This window comes from Nocardia cyriacigeorgica (assembly GCF_010858045.1).
Taxonomy (GTDB): domain Bacteria; phylum Actinomycetota; class Actinomycetes; order Mycobacteriales; family Mycobacteriaceae; genus Nocardia; species Nocardia cyriacigeorgica_E.
The window spans coordinates 440,185-457,352 of the sequence record NZ_JAAGVC010000001.1 but is presented as its reverse complement, the minus strand read 5'-3'; the positions used below and the strand labels follow the sequence as shown (position 1 = coordinate 457,352).

Here is a 17,168-nt window from a genome sequence, read left to right as displayed (position 1 = left end):
TTCAGGCATCGGTGGTGGGAATCCAGCTGCCGTGAAAACCATTGGGCACCCGGTCCGGCAAATGGACGGTGGCCATCGTCGACATCGTCTGCGCATCCAGGATCAGCAGATCACTGCGCCGCGTGGCCTCGTTGTACTGGTAGCCCATGAGCACGCCCTCGTCCTCGGCCGCGTCCGGGCGGCTCGGGACGAAGCTGAACTCGCTCGGCTGGATACCCGGGCCGAGCCGCTTCTCGATCGTGGTGCCAGCGACCAGGTCGTGTTTGAACAGCGCACCCGCCGGGCTGCCGCCGCCGAGCGCCTCCATGGTGTAGCCGTACCGGTGCTTGCGGCCGACCAGTCGTTCGTCGATACGTGGGAACTCCTGTGAGCGGTCGTCCAGGCGCGATTCGCGGACCGCGCCGGCGCGCGGATCGACGATCCAGCGATCGAGCGTGGTCGGGCCCTCGTCCGGTCCGTTGCGATCGGTGACGAACATGCGCGGATGCCGGACCACATCCAGCACCACCGTGTCACCGTCGTCGTAGGCGTTGAGCGGGTGGAACACATAGCACGGCGACACATCGAACCAGCGGATATCGGCGGCGGTGCCCTCGCGCGGCAGCAGACCGACCCGGGCGGGGTGGGCCGGATTCCACCGGGCGGGCAGCCGGTCGTTGGGCCGCATCCGGCGTCCGACCATGGCGGTGATCGGATCGGGCACCCGCACCCGGCCGATGAGGGCCGACAGCAGAAGTCGCGTGGGATAGCGCAGCGGCCGTGGCATCGTCATCGCGGCCGCCGCCTGCGGATCGAAGGTCACCGGCAGGTCGTAGAGCACGACATACTTCTCGGTCAACGAGAAGTCGTGCATCATCGGCACTCCGCGGATCGGGATGTCGACGATGCGCCGGGCGCGCCCCCGCACATCGATCACCGAGTACTGCACGATGTCGCCGCGGCCGAAGAAATGGGTGATCGCATGCAATTCGCCGGTCACCGGGTCACGGTGCGGATGCGCGGTGTAGCCGCCGGGCAGGGTGCCGTCGAAATCGCAGGGACCGACGGTGTCGAGTTCCTCGTCGAGCTCGTAGTTGGCCATACCGCCCTCGATCAGAGCCAGCGTCTTGCCCGCGTGCCCGATGACATTGGTGTTCGCGCCGAACAACTCGATGCCCGCCCGATGCTTCGGCGGGTTCGCCGGATCCGAGACGCGCACCCAGCGATTGCGGTACCAGCGTGCGTTCCCCTCCGCCAGACGCACGCCGTGCACCATGCCATCGCCCATGAACCAGTGGTAGGTCTGCGGATCGACCTCGCCGATCGGATTCGGGCCGTTGCGGACATATCGGCCGTCGAGGAAGTCGGGGATCGTGCCGGTCACCTCGAGATCGAAAGCGGTGAGTTCCTGCTGGACGGGGGCGAAATTCCCCTCCAGATACATATTCGCCATAGCGTCGTCGTCCCTCCGCGGATCAGCGGCCGAGCTGCGCCATCGCGGGCGCCGGGTAGCGCTCGCCCGCCGCGACTCCGGTGGGCGCGACGGCTTCGATGGCGGCGAGTTCCTCGGGTTCGAGCACGATCTGCTCCACCGCGACGTTCTGCACCACATGCTCCGGTTTGGTGGTTCCGGGTATCGCGACGACGTCATCCCCGCGCGAGAGCACCCAGCTCAGCGCCAACTGGGCGGGGGTGACGCCCTTGGCGTCGGCCAGCTCGCGCAGTTTGTCGACCACGGCGAGATTCTTGGCGAAGTTCTCGCCTTGGAATCGCGGTGAGACGCGGCGGAAGTCGTCGGCGGCGAGGTCGTCGATCGAGCGGATCGCGCCGGAGAGGAAGCCGCGGCCGAGCGGACTGTAGGCGACGAAGCCGATACCGAGTTCGCGTGCGGTGTCCAGCACGCCGTTGTCCTCGACATCCCTGGTGAACAAGGAGTATTCGGTCTGGATCGCGCTGAGCGGATGGACCGCGTCGGCCCGGCGCAGCGTCTCGGCGGAGGCCTCGGAGATGCCGAGATAGCGCACCTTGCCCGCGGCCACCAGCTCCGCCATCGCGCCGAAGGTTTCCTCCACCGGCACCTCCGGATCCACCCGGTGCTGGTAGTACAGGTCGAGGTAGTCGGTGCCGAGGCGGCGCAGGGTGCCGTCGATGCTCTTGCGGACATACTCGGGGCGGCCGTTGATCCGCCAGGTGAGGTTGCCGTCGTCGTCGATCTCGTTGCCGAACTTGGAGGCGAGCACCACGTCGCGGCGGCGATCGCCCAGCGCGGTGGCGATCAGTTCCTCGTTGCGGTGCGGGCCGTACATGTCCGCGGTGTCGAGCATCAGCACGCCGAGATCCAGCGCGGTGTGTATCGCGGCGATGCTCTCGGACTCCTCGGCCGGCCCGTAGGCCACGCTCATGCCCATACAGCCGAGCCCCTGCGCGGAGACGACCAGACCCTGTGTGCCCAAAGTGCGCGTGCGCATGTGAATCTCCTACCGATCAGGCCGCGACGGCACTGATGAACAGCGATATGACCGCGATGCCCTGCAGCGCGGCGCGAACGTTGATGACCGAATCCCAGGTGCGCTGCAGGTCTCTGGCTTCGGCCGGGGTGCGGCCGGCCACCGCGGCGGCGGTGAGCGCGGTGTTCACCGGCACGCTCACCCGGCCGTAGATCACGAACCAGATGCCGAGGGCGACGACGGCGACGATGCTCGCCGCGATGGCGGCCCCGCCCTGGCCGAGCACGATCGCGGTGATCGCGGTGGCCACCGAGGCGATCAGGCCCAGCGCCCCGGGGAATTTCAGGCGTTGATCGCCGTAGAGGTGGATGTAGCCCATCGCCGAGGTCAGCACCTCGTCGGAGACCTGGGCCATCGCTGATCGCTGCACCACAGCGCAGAACACGTCGGTCCCATAGATGATGCCGACCGCCAAGACGGCGATTCCGGCCAGCACTTGATGTGCCACAACAGCTCCCTCACATCGGAATGAGTGTCCGCTAGCAACGATAGATCTCCGAGCGGCGATATGTCCATGGCAGAAACTAGTGCTGCTATCTTCGCTAGCACTATGACTGTGCAAGAGCGCCGTCAGCGGGAACGGGCCCGCAGGCACCGGTTGATCGTCGACACCGCACGGCAGCTCGCCGAGGCCGAGGGCTGGGAAGCGGTGACGACGCGGCGGCTCGCCGCCCTCATCGAATACAGCCAGCCGGTGCTCTACAGCCATTTCGCGAACATGGAGGCCATCGCCAACGCGGTGGCGATGGAGGGCTTCGCCGAATTGGCGGCCACCCTGGCCGAGGCGCGCGCCGGCGCGGCGCCCGAGCAGATCGCGCACCGGGTCGCGCGGGCCTACGTGGATTTCGGCGTCCGGCAGCCGGCCGTCTACGACGCGATGTTCGTGCGGGCCACCGATCTCGCCTTCGGCAGCCCGCAGACGCCGGAACCGCTGCAGCGCGCCTTCGCCGAACTGCTGGCCGCGGTCGAACAGCTGTCCGGCCCTTACGATCCCGAGACGGACGCGGAAGTGTTCTGGAGCGCGCTGCACGGTCTGGTGATGCTCGCGCGCAGCCGTCGCCTGCGTCCGGATATGGCGGGTGAGCGATTGCGGATACTGCTGGAGCGCTTCAGCCGGATGTGGCCGCCGCGTTAGCGGTGAACAGACCGGTCAGATCCACCAAGAGATGCCTGCCGCGCTCGGCGCCACCCTTGATCCGACCGTCGAGCACCAGCCCGACCAGCCCGTGCAGATGCGCCCACAGCAGGTCGGCGGCCGCTTCCGCGTCATAGGCGGAGGCGCACAGATGCGGCGCTCCTTCGGCGATGGCCGCGCGTAGCACCTCGAAGCAGGCACGGGCGGAATCCGGTGCCTCGGAGGTGCCGAAGGCCAGGCCGGGCAGCGTATGCATCAATCGGTACAGGTGCGGATCGGCCATGGCGAAATCCCAGTACGCCACCGCCACCGCCAGCAGCGGCCCACCGCGCTCGCGCTGCACCTGCGGGCACAGCGCAGCGCCCAGTTGCTCGGCCAGATCGGCGAATCCGACGTCGACCAGCTCGAGCAGCAGCGCACCCTTGTTGGCGAAGTACTCGTACACGATCGGCACGGTGTAACCCACCCGATCGGCGACCGAGCGCACCGTGACGCTGTCGAATCCGCCGGTCTCCGAGGCGATCGAACGGGCCGCCGCCAGCAGCTCGCCACGCAGCCGCTCGCGTGCCTCGGCGCGCTCGCACGCCGTGCCCTTGATCCGCTTACCCGCTCGTGGCACTGCTCCTCCTCGGTCGCCGCCAATTTCTAACAACGGTAGACAATCGCGCGGCGCCGCGTCTAAAGTCAATTTCTAACGTTGATAGAAATCAACGTGTACAGGGGACAAGGAGTTTGCGATGCGAGTTCTGGTAACCGGAGCGTCCGGCACGATCGGCAGCGCGGTGGCGCGGGCCCTGATCGGCCGCGGCCACACCGTGATCGGCACCGTCACCGCGGCCGACCGACCGGTGCCCGCCGGGGTCGAACCGCTGGTGGCCGATCTGTTCGATCCCGCAGCGCTCACCGCTGCGGCCGCATCCGTCGACGCGGCGGTGCACACGGCCTCCAGCAATGACGAACGGGCGGGCGAGCTCGACAACACGGTCGTCACCGCCCTCATCGAGGCCTTCGCCGGCACCGGCAAGGCCTTCGCCTACACCAGCGGTCTCTGGTTGCACGGCAACAGCGGCGACAGCGTCATCACGGAGGAATCGCCGTTCGCCCCGCCGCTGGTGGTCTCGTGGCGGCCCGCGGTGGAGAAGCTGCTCGAGGAAGCGGTCGCGCGCGACGTGCGCACCATCCGCATCCGCCCGGGTCTGGTCTACGGCGGCGGGCGCGGCTATGTGCCGATGCTGCTGAGCCCGCAGAACGACGACGACGGCGCGGTGGTGCGCCACTTCGCCGACGGCAGCAACCGGTGGTCGGTGATCCACGCCGACGACCTGGGCGAGCTGTACGCCCTCGCCGTCGAGTCCGCGCCCGCCGGTTCGGTGTACCTGGGCACGCTCGACAATTCGGTGCAGGTCAAGGCGGCAGCGCAGGTTGTCGCGGCCAAGCACGACGCGCGAGTGCAGGACTGGGATCCCGCCGACGCGCAGCAGTACTGGAGCGTCATGGTCGAGGCGTTCCTGCTCGACCAGGTGGCCACCAGTGCCAAGGCACGCAAGGAACTGGGCTGGACGCCGTCGCAGCCCGGCCTGCTCGAAGAGCTCGCCGCGCTCTGACCTTCGCTCGAAAGCACGTGATATGAGCCAGAACCAGGCCACGGCCCTGGAATTCGACTATGTGGTTGTCGGCGCGGGATCGGCGGGCTGCGTCGTCGCCGCTCGGCTCGGCGCCGACCCCACGGTGACGGTCGCGCTGATCGAGGCAGGACCATCGGACGACGATCCCGAACTGCGAGTGCCACTGCATTCGGTGCATCAGTTCGGATCCGCACGGGATTGGGGTTTCGCCACGGTCGCGCAGCCGGGCCTGGACGGCCGCGTGGTGTATTGGCCGCGCGGTAAGGGAATCGGCGGCTCGTCGACGATGAACTTCCAGATGTGGGTGCCGGGGTTCCGGGCCGACTTCCACGACTGGCAGGCCGCAGCGGGACCGTCCTGGTCCTGGGAGCTCATGTCACGCCATCTGCGCCGTGCGGAACGGTGGGCGGGGACCACCGGCCAGGGCTTCGGTACCGCCGGGCCACAATGGATCTCCCCGCCCGCCGACCCCGACCCCAGCACCCGCGCCTTCCTCGACGCCTGCGCCGCGGCCGGGCTGCCGGAGCCGGCCGGCGGTCTCGCCGACCCAGCGGGCGCGGGGTCGGCACCGACCCCACTGACCCAGCGCGACGGATCCAGGTTCAGCGTCGCCGATGCCTACCTGCATCCCGCGGTGGCGCGCGGCGAGGTCACCGTGATCACCGACCGGCTCGCCCATCGAATCCTGCTGGACCACAACGGTGATGCGGTGGCGGTCGAGCTCGGTGACCGCACGGTGGCCGCCCGCCGTGAAGTCGTGCTGTGCGCGGGCACGATCGGCACGCCACAGCTGCTGTTGCGTTCGGGCATCGGGCCGGGCGAACGCCTGGCCGCCGCCGGAGTGCGGCCGGTGGTGGAACTGCCGGGTGTCGGTGCGAACCTGCACGATCACGTCATCGTCCATCTGCCCTACTCGGTCCGCGGCCCTGATCGGTTCGCCGATATCGGCACGGCGCGAGCGCGACGACTGTACGACGAGCAGCGGCTTGGGCCGCTCACCTCGAATATCGGTGAGGCGGTGGCGTTCCTCGGACCGGACGGGGCACCGGATCTGGAGCTCATCTGGTCGCCGATCGCCCTCGACGAGCAGGGGTTCGTCAGTGGACGAACGCTCAGCGTGGTGCTGCTGCGGCCGGACAGCCGCGGCAGGCTCGATCTGATCGACGCCGATCCCGCGACGCCACCGCGCCTCGACCCGGCCTATCTGTCGGCCGCCACCGATCTGTCCCGGCTGATCGACGGCTACCAGGCGGCCCGCACCATCGCCCGCACCGCGCCGCTGGCGTCGATGATCGGCGAGCCGTTGCTCCCACTACCGCGGACGCGCACCGAGATCGCCGATTTCCTGCGCGCCACCGCGACAACGGTGTTCCATCCCGTCGGCACCTGCCGGATCGGTCGCGCCGACGATGAGATGGCGGTGGTCGACGAAGCGCTTCGGGTGCGTGGAGTCGGTCGCCTGCGGGTCGCGGACGCCTCGGTGATCCCGCGCAGCCCGCGCGGGCACACCAACGCGCACGCGGTGATGATCGGTGAACGCGCCGCGGACTTGATCAGCGGTGCGGGCGATGCCGGATTCGCCCGCACCGCCGTTTCAGAAGCCGACCACGCCGAGATTGGGCACCGGAAGGGTCCTGACATGGGCTGAGACCGAGCGGGCGAACAATCGGTGCAGCTTGGGCAGCAGGTAGATTTCGGCTCCGGGCTCGCCCCCCGGCGCCGAATCCACCAGGTGCACGTCGAGCAGATGCTCCAGATGTTCCTCGGCCTCGGCTTCGGTGAGGTCGAGGGCACGGGCCACCGTCCGCGCCGACCACTGGGTGGCGGGCAGTGCGGCCAGTTCCACGAAGAACCGCTGTGTCGCCGAGCCGATCGTCAGGTAGCTCTCGGCGATTCGCGCGCGCACGTCGTGCCTGCCGTCGGTGAGTTCGGCGAGCAGGCGGTCGTCGTCGCGCAGCCGGGTGAGCAGCCGCCCCAGCGGCCAGTTCGGCCGGATCATCAGCCGGTTGCCGACCACCCGTAGCAACAACGGCGATCCGCCGCACAGGTCGAGCAGTTCCCGAGCCGCGGCCGGCTCGCGGTCCACCCGGTCCCCGGCAAGGCGGCGCAGCAGGGCCATGGACTCAGCGGCGGACATCGGATCGACCCGGATCACCGGAACACCCTGTGGCACAACGGGTCGCACCCGACAGGTGACAATGACGCCGCAATGCCCGGTGCCCGGCAGCAGCGGCGCGACCTGGGGCTCGTCGACGGCATTGTCGAGCACCACCAATGTGCGCGAACGGGCCAGCCGCCCCCGATACATTTCCGCTCGTTCGGTGAATCGCGCCGGAATCTCGTCCTTCGGGACTCCGAGGGCACGAAGCAGCCGCTCCAGCACATCGTGCGGATCGGCGGGCGATGCACCGTTGCCCTCGAGGTCGACATACAGCCGCCCCGACGGGTAGTGAGAGCGTAGCTGGTAGGCCGCGTGCACGGCGATGGTCGTCTTGCCGAAGCCCGCGGGTCCGTAGAGAACCACCACCGAGGGGATCAGCGGACCGGGGCCGGGGGTCAACGTGTCACGCACCAGTCGCACGTGGCCGTCGCGTCCGGTGAAATCGGGCAGGTCGATCGGCAGCATGTCCGGCGGGCCGGATTCCGGTGCGGTGTCGACAGGGTCCGCGGACACGGCGGGGACCGGAGCGAGCGCAGGCGGCGTCGTGGCATGGCCCTGGAGAATCGTATTGTGCGCGTCGCGCAACGCCGGACCGGGATCGGCGCCGATCTCGGTGGACAGATGGCGCCGGACGTTGTCGAACAGTTGCAACGCCTCGGAGCTGCGGCCGTCGGTGTGCAGTGCCAGCATCAGTTGTGTCGCAATCGATTCCGACAGCGGGCTCTCCACGTACGCCTGGCGGAGCGGATCGATCACCACCCGCGGCCTGCCGAGGCGCACCTCGACGTCGGCCCATTCCACCAGCGCCTCGTGCCGTAGCTGCTGCAAGCTGTGCCGCATGGCCGAGGCCCACCGCCCGCCGATACCGGACAGCGGGATGCCGCGCCACATCGAATTCGCCTGTGTCAGAAGGGCACTGCGGTCGGCTTCGGTGCCGCCCGGCTGCCTGGACCGGTCCAGCAGATGCCGGAACACGTAGAGATCGACCGTCTCCGGCGGAGTCTGGAGGCAGTAGCCGCCGACCACCCGCTTGAGTACGGGATCGCCGGCCTCGCCATTGCAGACCGCCGCGAGCTTCCGCCGCAGCCGTGCGATGTAGGTGTACACCAGATTTCGCACATCCGCGGGCGGGGTATCACCCCATACCCGATCGACCAGGACCTCGAGTGGCACCGGCCGATCCCGGTCGATGAGCAGCGCCGACAGAATTGCGCGCTGCTTCGCCGGGCCGAGATCTATCGGCGTATCCTCGACACGAAGATCGACCGGGCCGAGAATGCTGAACAACATGCGTCCCCCACACTTCTCGCGGAATAATACAGAAATATCCCGCTACGACAATGGTCTGACGATTCATCGTGCAGTGTTACCGAAACGTGAACGATTCGAAAACGTAGTGCGGCAAACCCTCCGATTTTCGATTTCGCCGCCGTCGGATCGGCGATGCACGAATTGACCATCCGCGACCGCCATGGTCACGGCAACAGTCTACCGGACATCCCGACAATGGCACGGCAGCGAACAGATGGCCACTGCGCCGAACACCACATAGTTGCCGTCTTGCACTGGTGAACACGGCCGTGATATTTCCGCAATCGTTGCCGGCGGGTTGCCCTGGGCGTCAGCGGGATTCGGGCAGATCATTTCCATCGTCCTGCCCCCTTTTCAATCGTCTTGACATCCCATGTATTTCGAATTGACCGAAAGAACTCACCTCCCGGCGACATGTCATGAGAGGTTCACCGGCACGCTCGAGACCAACGCTGAGAAAAATTCAAGGTCGCTCGATGAGCATCGACGGCGACCAAGAATCCGACAGGGGTGACCAATGGTTCTGCGTGACGAGATCCTCGTGCAGCATGTCGATCGGGTACCACCGGACACCGGCCGCATCAACGGCCACCGAGCCCGGCCACACGCCGGCACCGCGCCGAGCACCATGCGCGCGGCGATCGACGCCCTGGCCGAGCGCCGGGCCGCCGCACTGGCACCCGCGGACGTGGCGGCCGATCGTCGCCACCGCGGACAAGGCAAACTCGACCCACGCAGCCGGTTGGAGCGGCTGCTCGATGCCGGAAGCTTCACCGAGATAGGGCTTTTCGCCGAGCATCGGGCCGTCGGATTCGGTATGGAGGATTCCCATCCGGCCGGTGACGGCGTGATCACGGGGTGGGGCACCATCGATGGCCGCACCGTCTTCGTCTTCGCCCATGACGCCCGGGTCCGCGGCGGAGCGCTGGGCGCGGTGTACGCCCGCAAACTGCACCAGCTGCTGGATCTGGCCGATTCCTGCGGCGCCCCGGTCATCGGGCTCAACGACGGCGGCGGCGCCCGTATCCAGGAGGGCATCGACGCGCTGGCCGGCTTCGGCGGGCTGTTCGCCCGCAATGTCCGTGCCTCCGGGGTGGTTCCGCAGCTCAGCGTGATCCTCGGTTCCTGCGCGGGCGGTGCGGTCTACTCCCCCGCGCTGACCGACTTCACGTTCATGGTCGAGGGCATCGGCAATATGTTCATCACCGGACCCGACGTCGTGCGCGAGGTGACCGGGGAGGAGGTGAGCAGGGAGGAGCTCGGCGGCGCCCGCCGCCACGCCGACACCACCGGCGTCGCCGCCTTCATCGCTCCCGACGAACAGAGTTGCTTCGACGAGGTCCGCGAACTGCTGTCGTATCTGCCGTCGAACAACCAGGAGCTGCCGCCGCGCCAGTGGACCGGCGATCCGGCGGACCGCCGATGCGAGACCCTCTGCGACATCGTGCCCGTGGACAACCGCATGCCCTACGACATGCGGCGCGTCGTCGCCGAGATCGTCGACGACGGGGAGTACCTGGAGGTCCACGAGTCGTGGGCACGCAATATCGTCTGCGCACTGGCCCGGTTGGACGGCAACGTCGTCGGCATCGTCGGCAATCAGCCCGCCGTCCTGGCCGGCGTGCTCGACATCGACGCCTCGGAGAAGGCCGCTCGCTTCGTGCGGATGTGCGATTCGTTCAACATCCCGCTGGTCACACTGGTCGACGTGCCGGGTTTCCTGCCCGGCGTCGACCAGGAACACGACGCGATCATCCGGCGTGGCGCGAAGCTGCTCTACGCCTACTGTGAAGCGACGGTCCCACGGATCCAGGTGATCGTGCGCAAGGCGTTCGGCGGTGCGTACATCGTGATGGACTCCAAGTCGATCGGCGCCGACCTGTCGTTCGCCTGGCCGTCGAATCAGACCGCGGTGATGGGAGCCGAGGCGGCGGCCAACATCATCTTCCGCAAGCAGATCGCCGCGGCCGCCGATCCGGTGCGACGGCGGCAGGAGCTGGTGCGCGACTACGAGCGCGACCTGATGAACCCGTTCGTCGCCGCGCAGCGCGGCCACGTCGACGACATCATCGATCCGGCCGAGACCCGCTCGGTCCTGATCCGTTCGCTGGCCTTGCTGGCGGCCAAACGCGCGGCCGGACCGGTGCGCAAGCACGGAAACATCCCGCTGTGACCGCGATCCGCATCGTCGCGGGCAATCCCACCGACGCCGACCTCGCGGTGCTCGTGCTGCTTCTCTCGGCATCGACCCCCGCCGAACCGCCCGCCGCACCGACCGCTCCCGGCCCGGCCACCGCGTGGCGCACCAGCCGGGCGATTCGCTACCGGCGTTCGCCGGCCGCGTGGGGGCCGGCCCCACGTCAGCACCGGCAACCGCAGCCGGTGGCATAGAGGAGGACCCGAACCATGACTGCGATCACCGCACCACTCGACGGAACCGAGCAGATCCGCACCGGCCGGGCACCGACGATGGCGATGTTTCCCGGACAGGGCTCCCAGCGGGCCGGGATGGCCGCGCATCTGATCGACAACCATGCCGCGACAGTGAAACCCATCTTCGCGGCGGCCGACGAAGCCGCAGGATTCGAGCTCACCGAGTTGTGTGTCTCGGGCACCAAGGAACAGTTGACCCGGACCGAGGTGACTCAGCTGGCCGTCGTTGCCACCAGCCTCGCCACCTGGGAAGTGTTGCGGGCGAACGACTTCCGTCCTGCCATGGTCGCCGGGCACAGCCTCGGCGAGTTCTCCGCCCTGGTCGCCGCCGGCGTCCTCGACCCGGCGGATGCCTTCGCGCTGGTCCGCCGGCGCGGTGAACTGATGGCCGAGGTCGCGGGCAGCACCGACGGCGGCATGCTCGCTGTGGTCGGCGTGCCGTCGGCCACCGTCGAACGCCTTTGCGCCGAACGTGACGGCAGCGGCGTGGCCGAGGTGGCCAACTACAACGATCCGAACCAGACCGTCGTCTCCGGTCACACCGCCGCGCTCGAGCAGGTCGCCGCCGCGGCCACCGACGCGGGCGCGCAGAAGGTCGTGTTCCTCGAGGTCGGCGCGGCCTTCCACTGCTCCCTCATGGCCGGCATCGAGGACGAGTTCGCCGAAGAACTCGCCGCACGCCCCTTCGCCACCCCGCAGATCCCGGTGATCAGTTCGGTCACCGGCGAATTCCTGACCGACTCGGCCGACATCAGAACCATGCTGCGCCGCCAGCTGTCGCGTCCGGTGCGCTGGACCGACGTGTTGCGCAGCGCGGAGCACGCGGGCCCGGTGCGTTTCGCGGAGATCGGGCCGGGCCGGGTACTGACCGGCTTCGTCAAGAACACCTTCGATGACCGTCCGGTGTTCAGCACCGGAGACGCTCGCCGCATCGGCGCGGCGATCGCGCAGTTCACCACCAAGGAGAGGAACCAGCCATGACCGAGATCACCGCGCAGACCCTGCAGGCCGTCCGGGAAGCCGTCGCCGAGGCTGTCGGCATCGAGGTCGACGAGGCCGAGCCCGACGCCACCGTGCTCGGCGAACTGGGCGCGGAGTCGATCGACCTGCTCGACATCCTGTTCCGGATCGAGCGCAAGGTCGGGGTGAAGATCCAGGCCGCCGAGATCGCGGAACTGCTGCAGGGCGAGCTGTCCGATGAGGAGTTCGAGGATGCCGACGGCCGCATCACTCCGGCGGGTCGCGCGCAGTTGGCGCGGGCGCTGCCCCAGCTCGACCCGTCCACGCTGCCGTCGACCCTGACGGCCGACCAGGTCATGACGCTGTTCACGGTGCGGAACCTGGCCGAGATGGCCACCGCCCGCGCCGCGATGGCCGCGGACGCGAGCTGAGATGGGACCCGTACCGCCGGCGCGCAGCGACGCCACCATCTTCGTCGGCGTCGATATCGCGGGCGTCGATCAGGTCGCCTCTCGGATGAGCGAGCAGCCCGGTCTGGCCGAGCAGGTCTTCACCGAGCGCGAACTCGGCTACGCCGGCGGACGCGGGCGCCACGCCGAACACCTGGCCGCCCGCTTCGCGGCCAAGGAAGCGGTGTTCAAGGCCCTCGGCGGCGCGCTGCCCTGGCGCGACGTCGAGGTGATCAACGGTGCGAGCGGACGGCCACGGCTGCGCTTGCACGGTGCGGCGCTGGCCGCCGCCGAACGGAAAGGCATACGGGATATGGAGATCTCGCTCTCCCACACCGACGGGGTGGCGATCGCCTTCGTCGTGCTGACCACGGCATCGGCCACCGCGCGCGATGCCATCGAGCTGGTACAGGAGGCCGCACGATGAGGCTGGCCGATCGCGTCGCGCTGGTCACCGGCGCCTCGCGCGGAATCGGGCGCGCTGCGGCGCTGCTGCTCGCCGAGCAGGGGGCGGCGGTGGCGGTCAACTTCCGCAGTGGCGCCGAGGAGGCCGAGGCGGTGGTCGCGGAGATCACCGCGGCGGGCGGCGAGGCCGTCGCGCTCGGCGCCGACGTGTCCGATCCCGAGGCCGCCGCCGCCCTGATCGAGCAGACCATCGGGGCGCTCGGCGGGCTGCACGTTCTGGTCAACAATGCCGGAATCGCCCGTGACGGCCTGATCTTCGATATGAACCCCGGCGATTGGGTCGAGGTGATGCGCACCAACTTCGGCGGTGTGTTCAACTGCACCCGCTCCGCGATGGGTCACTTCATGGCCCAGCACGACGGCGTCATCGTGAACGTGTCGTCGGTGATGGGCCAGCGCGGCTGGATCGGGCAGGCGAACTATTCGGCGTCCAAGGCGGCCATCAATGCCTTCACCCAGTGCAGCGCCATCGAATTGGCGCGGTTCGGGGTGCGGGTCAATGCGGTGCTGCCCGGTTTCACCCCGACCGAGCTGATCGGCCCGGTCGTCGCGGGCGGGGCCGGGAAGAAGCTGGAGAAGCAGATACCGCTGCGCTCGCTGGCCGAGGTCGAGCAGATCGCCGAGGTGATCGCCTTCCTGGCCGGGCCGGGCTCGGCCTATATGACCGGTGAACTGGTGCGGGCCGACGGCGGTTTCGCCGCCCAGCTCGGCATCGGCCGGCTGGCATGAGGGCGAAAGGATCCGGCGCTGTGCGATTTCATCTGGTGGATCGAATCGATGCCTGGGAGGTCGGCCGGTCGGCGACCGGGCGCAAGCTCACCTCGCATCAGGAAACCTATTGGGTCCCTGATGATTCCGGACGTCCGGCGATGCCGTCGGCCCTGGTGCTCGAAAGCGTCTGCCAGACGGCGACCTGGCTGATCCTGCTGGGCAGCGAGCTGTCGCAGCGGGCGACGTTGCTCGCGGTCGAGGAGGTGCGGCAGCTGCGCACGGTGCGGCCGGGCGATGTGCTCGACATCGAGGTGCGGGTGGAGTCCATGGCCGACACCGCCGCCGTCGTCAACGGTGTGGTGCGTGTCGACGGCGAGCAGACGCTGACCGCTACCCGGATCATGTGCGGCCTCATGCCCGCCGACGAGCTGGACGATCCCACCGAAACCCGCCGCCTCGCGCGGTTGCTGAGCCGAAAGGAGCTGGTCCGATGAGACGCGTCGTGATCACCGGAATCGGAGCCGTCACCCCGCTCGGCAACGACGCCGCGGCCACCTGGTCCGCGCTGGCCGCCGGGCGCAGCGGAATCGGCGAACTGACGACCTTCGACGCGTCCGGGTTTCCGGTCCGGATAGCGGGTCTGGTGCGCGGATTCGATCCGGCGCGCGATCTGCCCGCGACCACCCGGTGGCGGCATCTGTCGCGGGCGGGGCAGTTCGGTGTGGCCGCCGCCGCGCAGGCCATCGCCCAGGCCGGGCTCGAGACGACCGAGCCGGACGGGTCGCGTGGCGTCGCGATGGGTGCGAGCGTTGGCCGTCCGGATCTGCAACTGCTGGTCGACGTCGGCCATGAGCGCGCCACCACCGGAAAGGCCGACGCGTTCCGCCGTCAGCCGCCCAGCCTGACCCTGCAGGGTAACCAGAACCTGCCGACGGCGGAGATGGCACGGCTGCTCGGTGCGAGCGGACCGATGGCAGGTATCAGTACCGCTTGCTCGGGTTCGGGACATGCTGTCGGCGAAGCGTATCGGCTGATCCAGGAGGGCGACGCCGACCTCATGCTGGCCGGCGGCTACGACTCGCTGACCACCTGGCTGGACGCGCTCGGCTTCAGTCTGCTCGGCGCGCTCACCACCGAATACAACGACGACCCCGAACACGCATCGCGGCCTTTCGACGCAGGCCGGTCCGGGTTCGTCCTCGGCGAGGGTGCGGTGGCGTTCGTCCTCGAGGAACGTCAGGCGGCGTTGGCGCGCGGTGCGACGGTGCTCGCCGAGATCCTCGGCTACGCGTCCACGCTCAATGCCTGGCGCATCACCGACTCGCCGCCCGACGGCACCGGCGCGATCCAGGTGATGGAGGGCGCGATCGCCGAGTCCGGTCTCGGCGTCGAGGGCATCGACTACGTCGTCGCACACGGCACCAGCACCCCGGGTAACGACGAATCCGAAACCGTCGCGATCAAGCAGGTCTTCGGCGAGCACGCGGCCCGCGTCATGGTGAGCGCGCCGAAGTCGATGGCGGGGCATCTCACCGCGGCGGGCGCCGGCCTCAACATGGTGGCGGCCATCGGTGCGCTCCGGCACGGCGTGGTGCCGCCGACACTCAATCTCGACAACCCCGGACGCGGCCTGGATCTGGACTATGTGCCGCACACCGCGCGCACCGCGACGGTGCGGGCGGCGCTGGTGAATGCCTTCGCCTTCGGTGGCACCAACACCGGACTGGTACTCGGAGCGGCGTCGTGATCGCGCCACCGGCGGCGGTGGACCGCATCGTCGACGTCGTACCGGGGGTGCGTGCGGTCGCGATGGTGAACGTGCCGGTCACCCTCACCGTGTTCGACACGCACTTCCCGCGCTTTCCGGTGCTGCCGGGTGTGCTGCTTCTCGACCACATCGGCGCCACCGCCCGCCTGCTCGCGCCGCCAGGACTGCACTGCCAGCACGCCGTGGGTGGTGTGCGCTTCCGGCGCTACGTGCAGCCGGGCGACCAGATCCAGATCACCGTCGAGGTGGTATCGACCGCGCCGGACGTCATCGAGTTTCGCGCCGTCGCCGAGGTGGACGGCCGCACCGCCGCCACCGTGCGATCGCTGCGACTCGGTGCTGACCTCGGCGCACCGGGCACGACAGGGGAAACCGATGACTGAACAACGACGGGTCGTGGTGACCGGTATCGGCCTGCTCACCGCGATCGGCAGCGACGCGGCTGCCACCTGGGACGCACTGCTGGCGGGCCACAGCGGCATCCGCACGATCACCGCCTACGACCCCGCGCCGCTGCGCACGCGGTTGGGCGCGGAGATCGACGGTTTCGAACCGGAGCGTTTCGCCTCCCGCAAGGCGCTGCGCATGCTCAACCGCGGCGATCAGCTCGGCCTCGCGGGGGCGACGCTGGCACTGGCCGATGCGGGCATCGAACCGGCGGGCGGACTCGGCCCCCGGTGCGGACTGTATCTCGGTGGCAACAAGGAGATCTCACGCCTGGACGACCTGATCGGCAGCATCACCAGGATTCGCCGCGAGGACGGCACGCTCGATATGCGCGTGCTCGGCGAACAGGGCGGATCGATCATGGCGCCGCTGTTCTTCGTCGAGGGGCTCCAGCCCGCGGCCGTCTTCCACGTCTCGCAGAAGTTCGGTATCCGCGGCCCGAATGCCTTCTACGCCGGTACCGCCGACAGCGGTGCCACGGCCATCGGCCGGGCCATGCGGGCCATCCGCCGCGGCGAGGCCGATCTGGCCTTGGCGGGTGGCTACGACGATGCGACGAACTGGTGGCCGATGTCGAAAATGGACGGCGTCGGGGTGCTCTCGACCGCGAACGAGCGGGGACCCGCCGCGTTCCGGCCGTTCGACCGGGAGCGCTCCGGTTCCATCCTCGGTGAGGGCGCGGCGATTCTGGTGCTGGAAGAGCTCGCCGCCGCACGAGCGCGTGGTGCCCGGATCTACGCGGAGATCGCCGGATTCGGCGCGGGCAACGAATGCCATCCCCCACCCGCACCGCATCCGAGCGGGCGCGGACTCGCGCGGGCGATCGGCCGTTCCCTCGAGGACGCCGCGATCGACCGCGACCAGGTGTCCTATGTCGCGGCCCACGGGTGTGCCACCGGCAGCGGCGATCTCAGTGAGACCCGTGCCCTGCACACCGTCTTCGGCGAGCACGCGGCCGCGGTGCCGGTCAGCAGCGTGAAGCCGCAGACCGGGCACCTGGTCGGTGGCGCGGGTGCGGTGAATGCCGCGGTGGCGGCGCTGGCCGTGCACCACGGCGTCATCCCCGGTACCGCCCATCTGGACGACCCGGACCCGGGATGCGATCTGGACTACGTCCCCGACGGACCACGCGAGGCGCCGGTGACCACCGCCCTCGCCCTGGCCAGGGGTTTCGAAGGCCAAGCGGTGTCGCTGGCCCTGACCGAGGTGAGGTGAAC

18 protein-coding genes are annotated in these 17,168 nt (G+C 69.0%); 13 read left to right on the top strand and 5 right to left on the bottom strand.

What is annotated here, in order from left to right; translation table 11 throughout:
- Window position 1 precedes the first annotated feature (1 nt).
- From GV790_RS02165 to GV790_RS02155, 3 genes are read right to left on the bottom strand one after another with little or no spacing between them, the layout of a single operon-like run.
- Window positions 2–1,432: a carotenoid oxygenase family protein gene (locus GV790_RS02165; RefSeq protein WP_163809825.1), complete on the bottom strand. Its 1,431-nt coding sequence runs from the start codon at window positions 1,430–1,432 to the stop codon at window positions 2–4.
- Between the two features lie 22 nt (window positions 1,433–1,454).
- Window positions 1,455–2,447, bottom strand: a complete 993-nt coding sequence (locus tag GV790_RS02160) for an aldo/keto reductase (protein ID WP_163809823.1) — start codon at window positions 2,445–2,447, stop codon at window positions 1,455–1,457.
- Between the two features lie 16 nt (window positions 2,448–2,463).
- Window positions 2,464–2,934, bottom strand: coding sequence for a DUF1772 domain-containing protein (locus GV790_RS02155; protein ID WP_280213710.1), 471 nt, complete (start codon window positions 2,932–2,934; stop codon window positions 2,464–2,466).
- 102 nt (window positions 2,935–3,036) lie between these two features.
- On the opposite strand from GV790_RS02155, the gene GV790_RS02150 reads away from it, so the two are divergent.
- Window positions 3,037–3,621, top strand: a complete 585-nt coding sequence (locus GV790_RS02150) for a TetR/AcrR family transcriptional regulator (protein WP_163809821.1) — start codon at window positions 3,037–3,039, stop codon at window positions 3,619–3,621.
- On the opposite strand, the gene GV790_RS02145 is transcribed toward GV790_RS02150, so the two are convergent.
- Window positions 3,596–4,240 (bottom strand): TetR/AcrR family transcriptional regulator, encoded by a 645-nt coding sequence (locus GV790_RS02145; RefSeq protein ID WP_163809819.1) that lies wholly within the window; start codon window positions 4,238–4,240, stop codon window positions 3,596–3,598. The two genes, GV790_RS02150 and GV790_RS02145, sit on opposite strands and share 26 nt — an antisense overlap.
- Window positions 4,241–4,358: 118 nt before the next feature.
- Between GV790_RS02145 and GV790_RS02140 the strand changes: the two genes are divergently transcribed.
- Window positions 4,359–5,225 carry an NAD-dependent epimerase/dehydratase family protein gene (locus tag GV790_RS02140; RefSeq protein ID WP_163809817.1) on the top strand — a complete coding sequence of 289 codons (867 nt, stop codon included), beginning with the start codon at window positions 4,359–4,361 and terminating at the stop codon, window positions 5,223–5,225.
- A 22-nt stretch (window positions 5,226–5,247) separates the two neighbouring features.
- The gene (locus GV790_RS02135) at window positions 5,248–6,894 is read left to right on the top strand and encodes a GMC family oxidoreductase (protein WP_218586360.1); all 1,647 of its coding nucleotides are present in this window, start codon (window positions 5,248–5,250) and stop codon (window positions 6,892–6,894) included.
- Here GV790_RS02135 and GV790_RS02130 read toward each other — a convergent pair.
- Window positions 6,841–8,697: an AfsR/SARP family transcriptional regulator gene (locus tag GV790_RS02130; protein ID WP_163809815.1), complete on the bottom strand. Its 1,857-nt coding sequence runs from the start codon at window positions 8,695–8,697 to the stop codon at window positions 6,841–6,843. The two genes, GV790_RS02135 and GV790_RS02130, sit on opposite strands and share 54 nt — an antisense overlap.
- A 649-nt stretch (window positions 8,698–9,346) precedes the next feature.
- Here GV790_RS02130 and GV790_RS02125 point away from each other — a divergent pair.
- The 10 genes from GV790_RS02125 to GV790_RS02080 are packed head-to-tail and all read left to right on the top strand — an operon-like array spanning window position 9,347 to window position 17,166.
- A complete protein-coding gene (locus GV790_RS02125; RefSeq protein WP_163809986.1) occupies window positions 9,347–10,891 on the top strand; it encodes an acyl-CoA carboxylase subunit beta in 1,545 nt (514 codons plus the stop codon).
- Entirely contained in the window at window positions 10,888–11,109 is a 222-nt protein-coding gene (locus GV790_RS02120; protein ID WP_163809813.1) for an acyl-CoA carboxylase epsilon subunit, read from the top strand. The genes GV790_RS02125 and GV790_RS02120 overlap by 4 nt, the downstream gene beginning before the upstream one ends.
- 15 nt (window positions 11,110–11,124) lie before the next feature.
- On the top strand, window positions 11,125–12,132 hold the full coding sequence (gene fabD / locus GV790_RS02115) for an ACP S-malonyltransferase (protein WP_163809810.1): 1,008 nt from the start codon (window positions 11,125–11,127) through the stop codon (window positions 12,130–12,132).
- Window positions 12,129–12,542, top strand: a complete 414-nt coding sequence (locus tag GV790_RS02110) for an acyl carrier protein (RefSeq protein WP_163809808.1) — start codon at window positions 12,129–12,131, stop codon at window positions 12,540–12,542. The genes fabD and GV790_RS02110 overlap by 4 nt, the downstream gene beginning before the upstream one ends.
- A gap of 1 nt (window position 12,543) precedes the next feature.
- Window positions 12,544–12,987 carry a holo-ACP synthase gene (locus GV790_RS02105; RefSeq protein WP_163809806.1) on the top strand — a complete coding sequence of 148 codons (444 nt, stop codon included), beginning with the start codon at window positions 12,544–12,546 and terminating at the stop codon, window positions 12,985–12,987.
- On the top strand, window positions 12,984–13,754 hold the full coding sequence (locus GV790_RS02100) for an SDR family NAD(P)-dependent oxidoreductase (RefSeq protein ID WP_163809804.1): 771 nt from the start codon (window positions 12,984–12,986) through the stop codon (window positions 13,752–13,754). Before GV790_RS02105 ends, GV790_RS02100 begins: the two co-directional genes overlap by 4 nt.
- A gap of 20 nt (window positions 13,755–13,774) precedes the next feature.
- Window positions 13,775–14,230 carry a 3-hydroxylacyl-ACP dehydratase gene (locus tag GV790_RS02095; RefSeq protein WP_163809802.1) on the top strand — a complete coding sequence of 152 codons (456 nt, stop codon included), beginning with the start codon at window positions 13,775–13,777 and terminating at the stop codon, window positions 14,228–14,230.
- The gene (locus GV790_RS02090) at window positions 14,227–15,483 is read left to right on the top strand and encodes a beta-ketoacyl-[acyl-carrier-protein] synthase family protein (RefSeq protein WP_163809800.1); all 1,257 of its coding nucleotides are present in this window, start codon (window positions 14,227–14,229) and stop codon (window positions 15,481–15,483) included. The genes GV790_RS02095 and GV790_RS02090 overlap by 4 nt, the downstream gene beginning before the upstream one ends.
- Complete coding sequence (locus GV790_RS02085; RefSeq protein WP_218586359.1) at window positions 15,480–15,887, top strand: hypothetical protein; 408 nt, start codon at window positions 15,480–15,482, stop codon at window positions 15,885–15,887. Before GV790_RS02090 ends, GV790_RS02085 begins: the two co-directional genes overlap by 4 nt.
- On the top strand, window positions 15,880–17,166 hold the full coding sequence (locus GV790_RS02080; protein WP_163809795.1) for a beta-ketoacyl-[acyl-carrier-protein] synthase family protein: 1,287 nt from the start codon (window positions 15,880–15,882) through the stop codon (window positions 17,164–17,166). Before GV790_RS02085 ends, GV790_RS02080 begins: the two co-directional genes overlap by 8 nt.
- Window positions 17,167–17,168 lie beyond the last annotated feature (2 nt).

Excerpts from the sequence above, each read along its gene's own strand:
- GV790_RS02165 (WP_163809825.1), bottom strand. The coding sequence starts at position 1,432 with ATGGCGAATATGTATCTGGAGGGGAATTTCGCCCCCGTCCAGCAGGAA.
- GV790_RS02160 (WP_163809823.1), bottom strand. The coding sequence starts at position 2,447 with ATGCGCACGCGCACTTTGGGCACACAGGGTCTGGTCGTCTCCGCGCAG.
- GV790_RS02150 (WP_163809821.1), top strand. The coding sequence starts at position 3,037 with ATGACTGTGCAAGAGCGCCGTCAGCGGGAACGGGCCCGCAGGCACCGG.
- GV790_RS02140 (WP_163809817.1), top strand. The coding sequence starts at position 4,359 with ATGCGAGTTCTGGTAACCGGAGCGTCCGGCACGATCGGCAGCGCGGTG.
- GV790_RS02135 (WP_218586360.1), top strand. The coding sequence starts at position 5,248 with ATGAGCCAGAACCAGGCCACGGCCCTGGAATTCGACTATGTGGTTGTC.
- GV790_RS02130 (WP_163809815.1), bottom strand. The coding sequence starts at position 8,697 with ATGTTGTTCAGCATTCTCGGCCCGGTCGATCTTCGTGTCGAGGATACG.
- GV790_RS02125 (WP_163809986.1), top strand. The coding sequence starts at position 9,347 with ATGCGCGCGGCGATCGACGCCCTGGCCGAGCGCCGGGCCGCCGCACTG.
- fabD (WP_163809810.1), top strand. The coding sequence starts at position 11,125 with ATGACTGCGATCACCGCACCACTCGACGGAACCGAGCAGATCCGCACC.
- GV790_RS02110 (WP_163809808.1), top strand. The coding sequence starts at position 12,129 with ATGACCGAGATCACCGCGCAGACCCTGCAGGCCGTCCGGGAAGCCGTC.
- GV790_RS02105 (WP_163809806.1), top strand. The coding sequence starts at position 12,544 with ATGGGACCCGTACCGCCGGCGCGCAGCGACGCCACCATCTTCGTCGGC.
- GV790_RS02100 (WP_163809804.1), top strand. The coding sequence starts at position 12,984 with ATGAGGCTGGCCGATCGCGTCGCGCTGGTCACCGGCGCCTCGCGCGGA.
- GV790_RS02090 (WP_163809800.1), top strand. The coding sequence starts at position 14,227 with ATGAGACGCGTCGTGATCACCGGAATCGGAGCCGTCACCCCGCTCGGC.
- GV790_RS02080 (WP_163809795.1), top strand. The coding sequence starts at position 15,880 with ATGACTGAACAACGACGGGTCGTGGTGACCGGTATCGGCCTGCTCACC.